The sequence below is a fragment of the Paenibacillus sp. KS-LC4 genome (genome assembly GCF_036894955.1).
GTDB lineage: Bacteria > Bacillota > Bacilli > Paenibacillales > Paenibacillaceae > Pristimantibacillus.
Map to the genome: position 1 here is coordinate 2,506,839 of NZ_CP145905.1, position 14,754 is coordinate 2,521,592.

The 14,754-nt window shown below is 48.8% G+C and carries 16 protein-coding genes; 14 read left to right on the forward strand and 2 right to left on the reverse strand.

The features are described from left to right. The first annotated feature begins 138 nt into the window (after positions 1–138). Together V5J77_RS10725 and gndA are read left to right on the forward strand one after the other, a co-directional pair. A complete protein-coding gene (locus V5J77_RS10725) occupies positions 139–735 on the forward strand; it encodes a hypothetical protein (RefSeq protein ID WP_338555753.1) in 597 nt (198 codons plus the stop codon). Positions 736–1,028: 293 nt separating this feature from the next. Beyond that, the gene (gndA, locus tag V5J77_RS10730; protein WP_338555754.1) at positions 1,029–2,441 is read left to right on the forward strand and encodes an NADP-dependent phosphogluconate dehydrogenase; all 1,413 of its coding nucleotides are present in this window, start codon (positions 1,029–1,031) and stop codon (positions 2,439–2,441) included. A 39-nt stretch (positions 2,442–2,480) separates the two neighbouring features. Here the strand turns inward: gndA and V5J77_RS10735 are convergent, their stop codons facing one another. Further along, entirely contained in the window at positions 2,481–2,804 is a 324-nt protein-coding gene (locus tag V5J77_RS10735; protein ID WP_338555755.1) for a hypothetical protein, read from the reverse strand. A 138-nt stretch (positions 2,805–2,942) separates the two neighbouring features. Here V5J77_RS10735 and V5J77_RS10740 point away from each other — a divergent pair, with 138 nt between their 5' ends. From V5J77_RS10740 to ptsP, 6 genes are all read left to right on the forward strand, one after another. Continuing rightward, on the forward strand, positions 2,943–3,470 hold the full coding sequence (locus V5J77_RS10740; protein ID WP_338555756.1) for a shikimate kinase: 528 nt from the start codon (positions 2,943–2,945) through the stop codon (positions 3,468–3,470). Next, positions 3,471–4,766, forward strand: coding sequence for a 3-phosphoshikimate 1-carboxyvinyltransferase (aroA, locus tag V5J77_RS10745; protein ID WP_338555757.1), 1,296 nt, complete (start codon positions 3,471–3,473; stop codon positions 4,764–4,766). Positions 4,767–4,814: 48 nt separating this feature from the next. Further along, positions 4,815–5,234 (forward strand): CoA-binding protein, encoded by a 420-nt coding sequence (locus V5J77_RS10750; protein ID WP_338555758.1) that lies wholly within the window; start codon positions 4,815–4,817, stop codon positions 5,232–5,234. A gap of 156 nt (positions 5,235–5,390) precedes the next feature. Next, positions 5,391–6,014, forward strand: a complete 624-nt coding sequence (locus tag V5J77_RS10755; protein ID WP_338555759.1) for a hypothetical protein — start codon at positions 5,391–5,393, stop codon at positions 6,012–6,014. A gap of 163 nt (positions 6,015–6,177) precedes the next feature. Then, complete coding sequence (locus V5J77_RS10760) at positions 6,178–8,064, forward strand: glucose PTS transporter subunit IIA (protein ID WP_338555760.1); 1,887 nt, start codon at positions 6,178–6,180, stop codon at positions 8,062–8,064. Continuing rightward, positions 8,061–9,812 carry a phosphoenolpyruvate--protein phosphotransferase gene (ptsP, locus tag V5J77_RS10765; protein WP_338555761.1) on the forward strand — a complete coding sequence of 584 codons (1,752 nt, stop codon included), beginning with the start codon at positions 8,061–8,063 and terminating at the stop codon, positions 9,810–9,812. The genes V5J77_RS10760 and ptsP overlap by 4 nt, the downstream gene beginning before the upstream one ends. Before the next feature lie 40 nt (positions 9,813–9,852). On the opposite strand, the gene V5J77_RS10770 is transcribed toward ptsP, so the two are convergent. Then, the gene (locus V5J77_RS10770) at positions 9,853–10,389 is read right to left on the reverse strand and encodes a type 1 glutamine amidotransferase domain-containing protein (RefSeq protein ID WP_338555762.1); all 537 of its coding nucleotides are present in this window, start codon (positions 10,387–10,389) and stop codon (positions 9,853–9,855) included. A 52-nt stretch (positions 10,390–10,441) separates the two neighbouring features. On the opposite strand from V5J77_RS10770, the gene V5J77_RS10775 reads away from it, so the two are divergent. From V5J77_RS10775 to V5J77_RS10800, 6 genes are all read left to right on the forward strand, one after another. Beyond that, entirely contained in the window at positions 10,442–10,867 is a 426-nt protein-coding gene (locus V5J77_RS10775) for a VanZ family protein (RefSeq protein WP_338555763.1), read from the forward strand. A 172-nt stretch (positions 10,868–11,039) separates the two neighbouring features. Continuing rightward, positions 11,040–11,453, forward strand: coding sequence for a hypothetical protein (locus V5J77_RS10780; RefSeq protein WP_338556703.1), 414 nt, complete (start codon positions 11,040–11,042; stop codon positions 11,451–11,453). Between the two features lie 150 nt (positions 11,454–11,603). Further along, positions 11,604–12,608 carry a catabolite control protein A gene (gene ccpA / locus V5J77_RS10785; RefSeq protein ID WP_338555764.1) on the forward strand — a complete coding sequence of 335 codons (1,005 nt, stop codon included), beginning with the start codon at positions 11,604–11,606 and terminating at the stop codon, positions 12,606–12,608. A gap of 5 nt (positions 12,609–12,613) precedes the next feature. Then, positions 12,614–13,312 (forward strand): 5'-methylthioadenosine/adenosylhomocysteine nucleosidase, encoded by a 699-nt coding sequence (locus tag V5J77_RS10790; protein ID WP_338555765.1) that lies wholly within the window; start codon positions 12,614–12,616, stop codon positions 13,310–13,312. Positions 13,313–13,622: 310 nt separating this feature from the next. Further along, positions 13,623–13,796, forward strand: coding sequence for a lysine biosynthesis protein LysW (locus V5J77_RS10795; protein ID WP_338555766.1), 174 nt, complete (start codon positions 13,623–13,625; stop codon positions 13,794–13,796). A gap of 12 nt (positions 13,797–13,808) precedes the next feature. Continuing rightward, positions 13,809–14,705, forward strand: a complete 897-nt coding sequence (locus V5J77_RS10800) for a RimK family alpha-L-glutamate ligase (RefSeq protein ID WP_338555767.1) — start codon at positions 13,809–13,811, stop codon at positions 14,703–14,705. Positions 14,706–14,754 lie beyond the last annotated feature (49 nt).

Below are 14,754 nucleotides of genomic sequence, written 5' to 3' on the forward strand. Positions count from 1 at the left end.
TTTTGCTTTAAAATTAGTCAATAAACCAAGTTGCCAGAACATATGATGGAGTATAAGATAGAATCAAGAACAAATTGTCAGAACATTTAGTCAAATTTGTGAAAGGTGTTACGACACTGCCTTGAAGGAGGGATTGCCGTGAATAAGAGCCACGAAGTCGAGTATTGCAATTTGGAGCTGCGATTTGAACGGCGGCAAATCCAAAATCTCATCCGCGATCTCATTCAGGAAGGGTACTCCTTGTATTGGAGCGAAACGGAGGTTCAGTTTCTCATCTCGATACGAACAGGCCGCAAGCTTGTAAAGCTTAAGTTTCAGCGGATGAAGGATAGCTACAAGATGGTGGGAGACTATGTAATCCGGGACGAGAGGCTGTCGGAGCTGCTGGAAAAGCTCATTAATGATTCAAGAGGTCATGCCGTGGTCAAGCGAATGAAGGATCGTCAAATCGTCATTGAGAGCATTATGTTCGGTGAGATTATACGACTTGTGGAGGTGTCCGGTATGGAACATCGGATTATTTATCAGAAGAAGCCGCTTGTCACCATGGAAGAGATGATCAAGGCTTTCCAATCCAAACGAGCAGAGGAGCGCGCTCCGGTGCTGCGCTATGAGCTTGATTACGAGCTAGCCGTTCTGCATGAAGCTTTAGGAGCTAAAGATGAGGCGGCGGTTCTTTCGTCAAAAGCAAAGCTTGGCGAGCTGCGGCTGGAAATGCTGCAACTCGAATTGTAAACGTCGTCTATTTCAGAACAATGGTTGTACAAAATAGATCAAGCGGGAGCAGCCATTGCGGTTATTCCCGTTTTTTTTTGCATCTTGCTTAAAATAGTTGTAGAACAGCAGCATTGTTTGTTAGCATGAGGTCGCATTCTGGCGCAATATAAGGTAAACTTTCTAAAGCGGTCAATAAAACTGATGGTGTTTTGGTTATATTTTTAAACCCTACTAGTTTTCTTCTCCGCACAAAAGGAGTAAAATAGAGCTATTGTTGACCCAAATACAATAACAAAGGATGGAAGAACCAGATGTCTAAACAGCAAATCGGTGTAATTGGCTTGGCAGTCATGGGCAAAAACCTAGCCCTTAATATTGAAAGCAGAGGTTTTACGGTGTCGGTATTTAACCGCTCCCGCGAGAAAACGGACGACCTGATTCAGGAAGCAGCAGGCAAAAACCTCGTTGCAACTTATACGGTTGAGGAGTTCGTGCAATCGCTTGAAGTACCGCGCAAAATTCTGATCATGGTACAAGCAGGCGCGGGTACTGATGCTACAATTGACTCCCTGTTGCCGCATCTGGACAAAGGCGACATCATTATTGACGGCGGCAACGCTTATTTCCCTGACACACAGCGCCGTTCCAAAGCGCTTGAAGATAAAGGCATCCGCTTCATCGGCACGGGCGTATCCGGCGGCGAAGAGGGCGCACTGAAGGGCCCTTCCATCATGCCAGGCGGACAAGAGTCGGCTTACAAGCTGGTTGAGCCAATCCTTACAGCTATTTCGGCAAAAGTCGGCGACGACGCTTGCTGCACATACATCGGACCAGACGGCGCAGGCCACTATGTAAAAATGGTGCACAACGGCATCGAGTATGGCGATATGCAGCTGATCTGCGAAGCTTACGACTTGCTCAAAAACGTGCTTGACGTTAGCGTTGAAGAGCTGCACAGCATTTTCAGCGAGTGGAACAAAGGCGAGCTGGACAGCTACCTGATTGAAATTACAACGGACATCTTCTCGAAATACGATGAAGAAACAGGCAAGCCAATGGTAGATGTAATTTTGGACTCCGCTGGTCAAAAAGGTACTGGCAAATGGACAAGCCAAAGCTCGCTTGATTTGGGCGTTCCGCTTTCCATCATTACAGAATCCGTATTTACCCGCTTCCTGTCCGCAATGAAGGAAGAGCGCGTTGCAGCGAGCAAAGTGCTCAGCGGTCCTGCAAAACAACCATTCCAAGGCGACAGAGCGGCATTCATTGAATCCGTACGCAAAGCTTTGTTTGCAAGTAAAATTTGCTCTTATGCGCAAGGTTTTGCTCAAATGCGTGCAGCTTCCGATGAATATAACTGGAACCTGCAATACGGCGAAATCGCGAAAATCTTCCGCGGCGGCTGTATTATCCGTGCTCGCTTCCTGCAAAACATTACAGATGCTTACAACCGTGATGCGGATCTGCGCAACCTGCTGCTTGATCCTTACTTCAAGGAAATCGTTGAATCGTACCAAGGCGCATGGCGTGAAGTGGTATCTGCCGCTGTTGCTAACGGTACGCCAGTTCCTGCATTCGCAAGTGCACTTGCTTACTTCGACAGCTACCGTACAGAGCGTCTTCCAGCGAATCTGCTGCAAGCACAACGCGATTACTTCGGCGCGCATACGTTCAAGCGTCTGGACAAAGAAGGTACTTTCCACTACAACTGGATTCAATCCTAATCCAATTTTAATCGAGCCTTATCAGAGGAGCGAGCGGCATTATTCGTGCGGCTCGCTCCTTTTTGCTGCGATTAAACCGTAGGACGCCTCCTTCAGCCAGCTCCGCAAGCGGTCGGCTTCCTGATCGGAGGCGCGACCACGGTGAATGAGGCTCATGGCGGCCTCGGCAAAGCAATGAAAATTACGCAACAATCGTGGCTGCGACAAACCTGTTAAACCAGGATCCTCGTCGGCCACCTTTTTTTTAATATATTCGAGCATCCAGATGACATCTTCGCGGGATAGCGGATGTGTGGGGTTTAGCATACGGTTAATGCGCAGTTCCGCCTTTTGTGCGGCTGAGTATTCACGATCATTTGTCATGACGGCCACCCTCCTATCGTTCTAATTATTATCAACGATACGGCAAAACGAACTTTTTTATACCCGATTCGCTGCAAAAAATGATATGATGGTTGAAGAAATTAATAGGATACACTAATTTGATGGGGGCACTAGAGAATGAATCAGGAGGCAGGCCGCCACGGCAAAATTGTGCTGGTAGGCTTTATGGGAACAGGGAAATCGACCGTCAGCCGCCTGCTGGCCGAGCAGCTCGGTTATGCAAGATTCGATACCGATGAGGAAATCGAACGCTCGCAGGGCAAGCGGGTCGCGGAGCTGTTTGCGGAAATCGGAGAAGCAGGCTTTCGTGATTTGGAGAGCAGCATGATTCAAGAGCTGCTAAGCCGCGAGGAGCCAGCTATCATTGCGACAGGTGGAGGCGCTGTTTTGCGTGAAGCCAATCGTGATGCAATGCTGAGCGGGAGTCTCGTTGTCGCGCTCAAGGCTAGCGCCGAGCAGATTATTGCGAGGGTGCAGTCCGATTCGTCTAGGCCGCTGCTGCAAGGCGACGTTGCCGCGAATGTGAATCGGATTATGGAGCAGCGCAGGCACGCTTACGATTTTGCGCATCTTGTGCTGGATACGACATCGCTCAATGTGCATGCTGTATGCGCAACTATATTACAAACAAGGGAGACAAAATAAATGACAGATGTTTTAGTTACGCCAACCCCTAAGCTAAGCGGGGAAATTCAAGCGCTTTCCTCAAAAAATTATACAACCCGCTATTTGCTTGTTGCGGCTCTTGCTGAAGGCACGAGCACGATTTATTATCCCGCTCACAGTGAAGACAGCGATGCGATGCGCCGTTGTATTCGCGACTTGGGCGCTGTTGTCGAAGAGGACGAAGAGAAAATCGTTATTACCGGCTTTGGCCGCAATCCAAAGGATGTAAAGGAGCTGGACGTAGGCAATGCAGGAGCCGTTCTTCGCTTTCTGATGGCCATTGTATCGCTTTGCCCAGAGGTAACCTTCGTAAACCGTTACCCAGATTCCCTTGGCAAACGCCCGCACAGTGATTTAATTGATGCACTTGGACAAATTGGCGTACAAGTGACTCATAATGAAGGCAAGCTGCCGATTACCATTAAGGGCGGACAAGCAAAGGGCGGCAAAATTCAAGTGTCAGGCGCTGTTAGCTCGCAATTTTTGAGCGCCTTGCTGTTCCTGACTCCGCTGCTTGCAGAAGACAGCGAGATTGAGGTGCTGAATGATTTGAAATCAAAGGTTGTTGTCGGACAAACACTGGAGGTGCTGGAGCAAGCAGGCATCGTTATTCACGCAAGCGAGGATTTGATGAGCTACCGTATTCCGGGCGGCCAAAGCTATGCAGCCAAAACCTATTCTGTACAAGGTGACTACCCAGGCTCGGCAGCGATTTTAGCAGCTGCGGCAGTGACGCAATCGGATGTCATCGTGCATCGACTCGTTGAGAAAAGCAAGCAGGGCGAGCGTGCGATCGTGGATGTGCTTAAAATGATGGAAGTGCCGCTTACTCATCATAATGACATCGTTCATGTCAAGGGCAATGGCAGGCTGAAAGCTGTAGAATTTGACGGCGACCAAGCGACGGATGCGGTGCTGGCAATGGTAGCAGCAGCCGTATTTGCTGAAGGCACCTCACGCTTCTATGATGTTGAAAATTTGCGCTATAAGGAATGCGACCGCATTACCGACTATTTGAACGAGCTTCGCAAAGCGGGCGCGAATGTAGAAGAGCGTCAAAGCGAAATTATCGTTCACGGACGACCTGAAGGCGTTGAAGGCGGCGTTGAAATCAATGCGCATTATGATCACCGCGTCATTATGGCGCTCACGATTGTCGGACTGCGCTCGAAGCAGCCAATCCGCATCCGCGACGCGCACCATGTAGCGAAGTCTTACCCGATTTATTTTGACCATTTGAAGGCGCTTGGTGCGAACGTAGAGTGGGTAGAATAAGCTAGCGTTAGGGAAATAACGAGGTGGATGATGGGAGGAGTGGCTCATATGGCATTTGAAAATCCTTCGCGTGAGAAAATAAAGCAGCTTCTTGAGCAAAGTGCTACTGTAGCGGTGGTCGGCTTGTCGGACAAGCCTGACCGCGTCTCCTATATGGTATCGCAGGCCATGCAGGCGAAAGGCTATCGCATTATTCCGGTCAATCCGGCTGTGAAGGCGGCAGAAATTTTGGGTGAAACCCGCTACGAGACGTTAAGCGATATTCCATTTAAAGTGGACATCGTCAATGTTTTCAGACGCAGTGAGCACACCCCGCCAGTTGCAGAGGAAGCGGTTGCTATTGGTGCGAAGATTTTGTGGCTCCAGCTCGGCATAGCGAGTGATGAAGCGGCAAGCATCGCTGAAGCAGGCGGATTGCAGGTCATTATGGACCGCTGCATTAAGGTTGAGGATTCGATATTGCTGTAAATATAGGAAAGGATATGATTTGTCATCCTTGCTCTATATCCAAAACCTGACTGTAATAAAAAACCGAGCGACTTAGGCATAATAAGAAAGGCTTCACGGGCGATACAGTGTGTCGTTCATGAAGACTTTCTTTTTTAATGTCGAGGAGGACAACACGTGAATCAAATGTCGCAACAGCCAGGATATTTCCAAGGGCAGCAAGGTCAACTGGGTCAGCAAGGTCAATTTTCGAACCATTATCAACCATCAGGCTTTGTTCAGTCGCATTACCAAGGCCAACTGAGCCAACCGACCTTCAACCAGACCCAAAGCAGCATTGTGCAATCTCCATTTGGCGGTAATCAGGCGACGAATCAGCACAGCTACAGCTCTGCTGCATATATGCCAAGCTATCAACAAAATACAGGTTTAACGCATCAATATCAGCCAAATAGCGGTTACCAATCGTTCACGGCTCAGCAGCATATGCCAAGCTATACATCGCATCTTGGCTCAGCTAATTATGCTACAAACCCGGTCATTTCGCACTTAGGCTACCAGGCGAGTCCGCAGCAGCATTATGCACAGTCTCATACGGGGTACACGGGGTATGCGGGCCAAAACCAAAACTTCTCAAGCGGCGGATATGCAGGAATGTCCAATAACCAAAACCAAACGCATGGCGGCATGCCGGTGCAATCGGCGACAGGTCAAAATCCGGTATACCATGCAACGAACGCTTATGCACAGTCCGGTCCGGTCATTTCGCAATTGGGGTGGCAGGCTGGCCCAAATCGCTAAGCCAATCACGCAGGGCTTAAGCTAAGCCCGCCGCTGTTGCGTTATTATAAGGAACAATCATCAACAAGAGCGGGCCGAAAGGCCCGCTCTTCACTTTGACAAAACGTGCGGAAAGCCTTACCATCGAGGAAAAGACATTTTAATCAGCAAAGGGGGTACGAAAGTGAACATATTAGGAAGCCTGCAGCAGCTCGGAAGAGCATTTATGCTGCCAATGATTGTGCTTCCAGCAGCAGCCATATTTTCGAGCCTCAGTCAATTGCCATGGGATTATATTGGAATGCCGCAGCTTACGGTTTATTTGCAGGCCGCAAGCCATGCCATTTTTACTTACCTTCCTTATTTGTTTGCGGTAGGCATTGCGCTCGGCATGACAGGAAATGCGCTCGCAGCTGCTTTATCGGCGCTTGGCGGGATGTTCATTTATGTAGGCATCACGCAGACAGCTGTGCCGGAAATTGAGCCGACGGTGTTTATCGGAACGTTGATGGGTATTATCTCAGGCTTTAGCTACGAACGATTTAAAAATTTGCGTTTGCCTGAATACATACAGTTTTTCGGAGGGCCGCGGTTTGTGCCGCTGTTCGTCAGCTTTATATCGGTCTTATTTTCTATATTTATGATTGGACTCACGCCATATATTGAACGGATGCTTGAGGAGCTAGGAAACATTGTAGCTTCAGGAGGCGGGTTCGGTGTTTTTCTTTATGGCTTTGTCCATCGGATTTTGGTTGTGTTTGGCCTGCACCATCTTGTCAGCCATGTTTTCTGGTTCCAAATTGGCGGTTATACGATGGCGGATGGGACAACCGTGTATGGCGATTTGCCGCGGTTTTTCGCTGGAGATCCGACAGCAGGCGTGTTTATGGCGGGGATGTATCCGACGATGATGTTTGCACTGCCCGCCATCGCGCTTGCCATTATTCATGAGGCAAGGGAGGATCTTAAGCCTAAAATCCGCAAAACGTTTATGTACGCGGCGTTAGCCTCCTTTTTGACCGGTGTGACCGAGCCTGTGGAATTTGCCTTTCTGTTCGTTGCGCCCTATTTGTTCGTCGTTCATGCGCTGCTCTCAGGCGTCATTATGTGGGTGACGTATGAGCTGGGCATTCGCCATGGCTTTTCATTTTCGGGCGGAGCGATTGATTTTATCGTCAACGAGCATTTGGCTACGCGGGGCTGGCTGCTCATACCTATTGGTATCGTGGTCGGGCTCATTTATTATTTTCTATTCCGCTGGGCGATCGACCGTTTTCAAATTCCGACTCCAGGGCGCGAGGAAGGCTCGCATCTCGATGAGTGGGCTGGCGATATTCCGCAGCGTGCGCCGCTTATTTTACAGGCGATTGGCGGCAAGGACAATATTGTGAAAATGGAATCATGCATTACGCGGCTGCGCTTGAAGGTAGCTAATGAGAAGCAGCTTGATATCGCGGCGCTGCGTAATTTGGGAGCAGCCGGGGTCATTCGTCTTGGCGGCGGCAATGTGCAGGTCGTATTCGGTACGTATTCGGAGCTGATTCGCGGTGAAATTTTGAATACGATTCAGCGGGACCAACAGCAGGTGCTGTTCAGCTCACCGATGCAAGGAAAGATGATTGCGCTCAGTGAAGTGCCCGATCCGATTTTTTCCGGCAAGCTGGTTGGCGATGGTGTTGCCTTTATACCGGATAAAGGGGAGCTCGTCTCGCCTGTCAAAGGGGAAGTTATTCATATTTACCCGACCATGCATGCGATTGGCATTCGAACCCCGGAAGGGCTTGAGGTGCTGCTTCATATCGGCATTGATACGTCACTGCTTGGCGGCAAAGGTTATTTCAAGGCCGTTGTCAAAGAAGGGGACATGGTGCTTCCAGGCGAATTGCTCATTCGCTTTAATTTGCAGCAGGTGCGCAAGGAAAGCAAATCGCTGGCGACTCCGATGGTCATTACCAATTCGGATCTCGTGCGTTCATGGCGATTTGCACCATATAAAACGGTTAAAAAAGGACAATCTTCCGTAATGTCGGTCGTGCTTAAAGAGATACAAGTTGGAGGGGAAAGGCCATGATACAAGGTATTGGAGCGTCAGCAGGCATAGCGATCGGAAAATCTTTCGTATTGCCCAGCTGGGAGTGGGAGCTGCCGGAGCAGCGCATCGATGTAGCTGATTTTGCTCGTGAGTTCGAGCGTGTTTATGAAGGCATCCGAACGTCAAAATTCGAAATCGAGCAAATGAAGGACGAGCTGCGGGAAGTGGTTGGTCCTTCGGAAACCCATATTTTTGACGCGCATCTTGCGATTTTGGACGACCCGGTGTTTATGAATGAAATTCAAGGCATTATTAGCCGGCAATACAAGGCAGCAGAGGTTGCAGTCAAGGAAGCGATTGATCATTTTGTGACGATGTTTGATTTGCTGGATGATGAATATATGAAGGAGCGTGCGCTGGACATAAAGGATGTCGGCAATCGGCTGCTCAAGCATTTGCTTGGTGTGCCGGAAATTAAGCTGCCATCTAACACAAAGCCGTTTATTCTTGTCGCCAAGGAGCTTTCTCCTTCGCAGCTTGCCCATATTAATCCGCAAAATGTACTTGGCATTGTTACGCTGGCAGGCAGCACGACTTCCCATTCCGCTATTATGGCGAGGGCGCTCGGCGTTCCGCTCGTCGTTGGAGTGGAGGCGAAGCTGGAGGAACCGATTCAGACGGGCCAAATGATCGTGCTCGATGGCGGTGACGGTGTCATGTATGTACAGCCGCCTCAGGAGATTGTCGAGCTTTATTCAGCGAAACAGCGGCAGCAGCAAGAAGCAAAAACCCGTCTGCGCGATATCGTCGATCATAAGCCGATAACGCCGGATGGCAAGCGGCTGGAGCTTGCGGCCAATATCAGCTCCTTCAAAGAGCTGGAAATTGCTTTATCGAGCGGGGCGCATGGCGTCGGTTTGTTCCGCACCGAGTTTTTATATATGGACCGCAATCGCTTCCCGCGGGAGGAGGAGCAGTTCGAGGTATACCGCAGCGTAGCGGAGAAGCTTGAAGGCAAAACGGTCATCATTAGAACGCTTGATATAGGCGGTGACAAGCAGCTCGATTATTTTAATATTGCTGAGGAAGACAATCCGTTTCTAGGCTATCGTGCCATCCGCATCTCACTGGATCGCAAGGATCTGTTTAAAGTACAGCTTAGGGCAATATTGCGGGCAAGCCATTATGGACAGGTTAAGCTAATGTATCCGCTCATTTCCTCGGTTGAGGAAGTTCGTGCAGCAAATGCAGTCTTAGCTGAGGCGAAGCAGGAGCTGGAGCAGGAAGGCCAGCCATATAACCGGGATTTGCAGGTTGGTGTCATGATTGAGGTTCCGGCTGCGGTTATTATTGCTGATTTGCTGGCAGGCGAGGTTGATTTTTTCAGCATTGGCACGAATGATTTGGTACAGTTCACCCTTGCTGTAGACCGAATGAATGAGGAGATTTCGTATTTGTACGAGCCATTTCATCCCGCAGTGCTGCGAATGCTCAAGCTCACGATTGATGCGGCACGCCGAAACGGCATTAAGGTGGGGGTTTGCGGAGAGCTGGCTGGCGATGTTAAGGCGCTGCCAATATGGCTGAGCCTTGATGTCGATGAGCTTAGTATTTCATCGCATTCACTGCTGCAGGTGAAGGAGCGGCTGCTCCGCACAAGGCAGGAAGACAGCCGCTTGCTGCTTCCGAAGCTGCTGGAATGCCGCACAAGTGCGGACATACATGAGCTGCTTGGGAAGTTTATGGATGAAAATGATGCCAGAAGACAAAGCGCCTCTATGTCTTAAAGTATAACCATTTATGCCGCCAAAGGACGGCCTCAGCCGTTTACGCTTGGCCTTTGTACTGCTCTAATGCGTCAACGAAAGCTTTGGCGTATGGCGGGAGATCTGGCGGACGTCTCGCAGAGATGAGGTTTCCGTCTACGACAACCGCCTCGTCAAACCATTCGGCACCGGCATTTTCCATATCGTCGCGAATGCCAGGCGTGGAAGTGACCTTGCGTCCTTGCAATATTTTAGCGGAAATAAGCACCCAGCCCGCATGACAAATTTGTCCAATTGGCTTGCCAGCTGCGTTAAGCTCCTGCACAAGCTCAAGCACCTTAGGGTAGCGGCGAAGCTTGTCCGGCGCCCAGCCTCCAGGAACAAGCAGGCCAATAATGTCGCTGCTGCTTACTTCATCAAAGCTGAGGTCGGCAACGGCGGGCACGCCATATTTTCCAATATGCTTCTTGCCCTTCTCAGGACCTGCATAAAGAACGGTAGCTCCCGCCTCGCGGACGCGATATACCGGATACCATAGCTCTAAATCTTCAAATTCATCATCCAGCAGGCAAATAACGGTTTTATTGTGTAAGGTCATAGCGATTCCCTCCATTTCATATTGTCTTACCTATTGTATCGAAGGAGAACTTATGAAGCAAACCATAGCAAAGCGTACGGTAAGAGTGCTCCGCTGTATTCCAGCCGTATTTGTCATGGCAGCGATTTTTGCCGCATCAGCGACGACGGGCGAAGAGATGAATACGCTGCTGCCCTTTTTTCAAAAGCTTTTTCCGCAAATGGTCAGCTTTGATTGGGGACATTTTGTCGCTTATTTTATGCTCGCCGCCACTATAGATTTTGCTATCGGAGCAAGGGCCGACCGTCTGGGCATGAAGGTCATCATCGTCGTATTATGCGGCCTTTATGGCATAACCGACGAATTTCACCAATCTTTCGTAGGCGGAAGAATGCCGGATGCAGCCGATGTCCGCAATGATATGATCGGAGCAGCCATATGGGCTGCTTTGGTGGCGCTGCCGCCCGTGCGTCGGTTATGGCGATGCATTGCGAGGTAGTGTGATGGAATTTAATTTTTCTTTTATCATTTAGAATGCTAATAGTAAAAATTACATGAGGATGAAAGCAGGATTTATCGCGAAAAAGGTCGAATATTTTACGCATCTCAAATTATGAGCATATACGGAGATGAAGGGCGGTACAGCCGTCCGCGTGAAGGAGTGGACCAACTTGGAAAAGCGGTGTCATTGTGGCGACATCATGAAGATGAAGCTGCGAACCGTCATTTATTCTGGGAAAGTGGAAATCGACAATGTGCCTATTTATTCCTGTGTAGCCTGCAGTCGAAGTGAAGTGTTTCCAGAAGTAAAGCCCGATTTGACTGGCCTGATTGCTCAGCTGGGCGCGGAGCCATCCAAGCAAACCTTTCTATTCGATGAATGCAATGAATGGGCGAGCCTGCTCGTTACTGCCATAAACACGAAGAAGCAATCCGATCCTGCTGCGGTGGAACGGCTTATTCAGGAGCGTATTGATGCGCTGCTGGATCTGCTGCTGCTTGCTCAAGGGCTTGAGGATGAAGGTTGGATAGCGGATATTACGAAGCGGCTGGGCCAAATTAGCCGACCGACAAGGCATACATAATGCAATAAAGGAATGAGCTTGCGGGCAGAGGCTTGTTCAGAAATGAAGGCGCCTAGTCGCTAACATTGCGAAAAGTAATATTTTGTCGTATGATTATTCTATTGTGCAGTGGGCGAAAGTGAAAAATCTGAGATAATGGAGAGAAGGACCTTGACGGTAACCATTTATGATGTAGCAAGAGAAGCAGGAGTATCTATGGCTACGGTTTCCAGGGTTGTCAATAACAATCCGAATGTGAAACCCGCAACCCGCAAGAAGGTTTACGAGGCCATTGAGCGTCTGGGATACCGTCCTAATGCGGTAGCTAGGGGCCTTGCCAGCAAGAAAACAACAACAGTTGGTGTCGTAATCCCCGATATTTCCAATGCTATTTTTGCTGAAGTGGCACGGGGTATTGAAGACATTGCGAATATGTACCACTATAACATTATTTTGTGTAATGCGGACAAGAAGAAGGATAAGGAAATCCGCGTTATTAACACGCTGCTGGAGAAGCAGGTTGACGGTTTGCTTTTTATGGGCGGTGCTGTAACGGAAGAGCATATGCAGGCGTTCAAGACAACGAATGTCCCAATCGTATTATGTGCAACGACGGATGAGAACGGTGAAATTCCTTCCGTTGATATTAATCATGAGGAAGCAGCTTTTGATGCGGTCAACAAATTGCTGGAGCAGGGCCACCGCCGCATTGCAATGATCAGTGGCACGCTGCAGGATCCTGCGAATGGCTATGCTCGTTTCCAAGGGTATAAGCGGGCGCTGGAGTCGGCTGGTATTGCCTATGATGATACGCTTGTTCGTATCGGCAACTACCGCTATGAATCGGGCATTGATGCCATGAAATATTTTATTGAACTGGACGAGCGTCCGACTGCGGTATTCTCGGCGACAGATGAGATGGCCATTGGTGCTATTCATATGATTCAGGACTCTGGTCTGAGCGTACCAGGCGATGTCTCCGTAATTAGCGTAGATAACAGCCGTATGGCTTCGATGGTTCGTCCGCAATTGACGGCTGTTGCCCAGCCTATGTATGATATCGGAGCTGTATCCATGCGTCTGCTCACGAAGCTGATGAATAAAGAAAACGTCGATCACTCCAAAGTTATTTTGCCGCATGAAGTGATTGTGCGCCAATCTGTTGGAGGGGTATAGAAAGCATGACTTTTAACACAATAGGCATCATTGGGGCGATGGTAGAAGAGCTTGAGCTTCTCGGTCAGCACGTCCAAGTCACTAGGGAAACGGTGAAGGCTGGCATTACTTATTATGAAGGTCAATTTCATGATAAGACCGTTATTTATTGCAAATCCGGTGTTGGCAAAGTCAACGCTGCTGTATGTACGCAAATTTTAATTGATTTGGGCGCGGACTGTGTGTTGTTTACCGGCGTTGCCGGAGCCGTTGATCCGGCCCTAAATATTGGGGATATCGTCGTATCTACAAGCTGCATTCAGCATGATATGGATTGCTCGCCGCTTGGCTTCGCACGCGGTGAAATTCCATTTCACGTGCGGTCGGAATTTGTAGCAGATGAGCGACTCGTTCAACTGGCTGTTGATGCAAGCAACCGCTTGTTTGAAGGACATAGTCTACAAGGCATTGTATTATCCGGCGACCAATTTATTGCGAGCCGTGAGACAGTTGCCTTGCTGCGAGAAACGATGAATGGTGCTTGTGCAGAAATGGAAGGCGCTTCGGTGGCTCAAGTATGCGATATGAATGAGGTGCCCTTCGTGATCATCCGTTCCATGTCGGATAAGGCAGATGGATCTGCACATGTCAATTTCCCAGAGTTCACTGTGCAAGCGGCGGCTAATTCCTATGCCATTATTGATGACATCGTTCGACATATATAGTTCATAAGTAGGTGAGAAACCGCCATCCGGGCATTCGGATGGCGGTTTTTTATTTTTGGAAATGGATATAGAAAACAGGAAATAGATAGAAATAATTATATTCCGATAGGAATTATCTATTTTAATTGACAACGATAGGAGAGACATTGTACGATTCATCTTGCCACCAGCATTTTACTATTTTTGGTTAAATGAGGAGGAGAGAACAAAAAAGATAGATAGAGCTGTGCGATAGCGAGTTAGAAGACTGAATATTCTGAAAATGTAGCTGTTGGCGAAAAATAAACTTGTGGATAGGTGGAGATTGGTAATGGCGGACGTTAGCTGTATCGTATGCAAATCGGAAATTAGTGTGGAGTCTGATGCAATAAGCGGAGAAATCGTAGAGTGCTCATCATGCGGGCAAGAGCATGAGGTCCATGCTGTAAATAATAGCATTTCAGTAGCATTAGCCCCCGAGATTGAAGAAACTTGGGGCGAGTAAAGGAGCCTGATCATGAAGCAGACAAATACGGATATTTTGCTTTGTGTAACGAAGCTGCGTGAGGAGGAGAAGCGGATTTACGAGCTGCTCCAGCAGGCAGGTCATCATGTTCAGGTGAATTTGGACTCAATGGAGCTGCCTCTTGAGCAGGGGTGGGCAGATCAATATGGTGTCGCGCTCATTCGCTGCCTCTCTCAGAAAAAAGCGTTAAGCCGCTCAACGATGCTGGAACTATCCGGCATTGAAACGATCAATTCCGTTAAAGCGATTAACATTTGCACCAACAAGATCCATCAAGCACTGGTGTTTCAAAAGCATCATATTCCGCAGCCCCGCTTCAAGGTAGCTTTTACCGCAGACAAAATCCTCGAATCGTTCGAGGATTTTGGCAACATATTTGTAATCAAGCCGCCGAGCTCTTCTTGGGGAAGAGGTATTGCCCGCATTGTCGGCAAGGAATGCCTGGATGGCTGGATCGCGGCAAGAGAATCGCTTGATCCGACCCAGCAGTCCTTTCCTGTGCTCGTACAGGAATACGTGGACAAAGGGGATTATGATATTCGCGTCGTCATTGTCGGCAAGCGGCCAATCGTTGCGTTTCGGCGGGTATCGGTCGACAACTGGAAGACGAATACGCATTTGGGAGCAGAGGTTGAGCCCATTGCTATCAATCAGGAAATAGAATGGATTAGCGGCAAGCTGGCCGAGGTGCTTGGTGAAGGTATCTATGGTTTGGATTTATTTTATGATTATCAGCATAAACGATATCTCGTATGCGAGGTCAATCAAAATCCGGAGTTTTCGAAGTCTTGGAAAATTCATGGTGTCGACGTGGCCGCCCATATTGCGCTTTATTTGCAGGGAAAATTAGCAACTAAATCAATGCCGAGACAGAAGGTAAATGCATAACCATAACGCATCTTAGCCTATTCAGCCCCCATTCAAAACCTTGAAAGCA